The sequence below is a fragment of the Paenibacillus sp. 1182 genome, from assembly GCF_017833915.1.
Lineage (GTDB): Bacteria > Bacillota > Bacilli > Paenibacillales > Paenibacillaceae > Paenibacillus > Paenibacillus polymyxa_D.
Genome location: NZ_JAFICR010000042.1, coordinates 1 through 1,035, shown reverse-complemented (window position 1 = coordinate 1,035; position 1,035 = coordinate 1). Strand labels below are relative to the sequence as shown.

The following is a 1,035-nucleotide window of genomic DNA, read 5'->3' as shown; positions in this document are numbered from 1 at the left end:
AGCACGGCGTTGTACAAGCCTGAGACCATGACGCGATTGGCACAGCATTTTGCGGAAATCGTTCGAGCTATTGCATACCATCCACAACAGCCCCTGGCAACTTTGAATATGGTAACCGTTGAGGAAAAGGAGCAACTCATCTACGGTTTTGGAGAAGTGGGAGTAACGGATGGTGCTGCAGTTGAAGCAGGAGCCCTGTTCCATACCTATGTGGAAGAACAGGCACAGCTTGTACCAGATCATGTGGCGGTGGTGTACGAGGAGGAGCAGCTCACTTACCGGAAACTGAACGAGCGCGCGAACCAATTGGCGCGGAGATTGCGGAATGAAGGCGTTGGACGCGAGTCGATTGTCGGCATTTTGAGTGAACGCTCGGTAGACATGCTGGTCGGCGTACTGGCGGTGTGGAAGGCGGGAGGCGCCTATGTGCCGCTGGATGCAGACTATCCGTCTGAACGGATTCGTTTCATGCTGGAGGACAGTGGTGCGACGGTATTGTTGACCCAAATCGGCTTACAGGAGCAAGCACAGATATGGCTTGGGGAAAGCCGACAGGCCTTGGCCGGAGGGCAGACTGAGGGTGAGTTGGAAACAGCGGCTGGTGCTGAAACGATGGAAAGAGACAGCCTAAATGAAAACTTAGGCTCAAAATCAGATTCGAAGTCTGACAGCGAAGCAGCATCCGAACCGGCAACAGGGCTGCGTCTGCATACCGTATTGGCATTGGACGATGAGTCACTGTACACCGGAGATACGACAGACGTCGATCACATCAACGAACCGCACGATTTGGCGTATGTGATCTATACATCCGGGACAACCGGACGGCCGAAGGGCGTCATGATCGAGCATCGCAGCCTGGTGAATACGGCTGCGGCGTATCGCCGGGATTATCGCCTGAACCAATTCCCAGTCCGACTGCTGCAACTGGCGAGCTTCTCCTTCGACGTGTTCGTCGGGGACATTGCACGGACGCTCTATAACGGCGGCACGATGGTCATTTGTCCGAAAGACGACCGGATTGATTTTAGCCGT

The 1,035-nt window shown here is 54.6% G+C and carries 1 protein-coding gene; it reads left to right on the top strand.

Annotated elements, in window-relative coordinates; genetic code table 11:
• Window positions 1-1,035, top strand: a 1,035-nt coding sequence (locus JOD82_RS28900) for an AMP-binding protein (RefSeq protein WP_209950386.1), incomplete at both ends; no start/stop codon positions are given.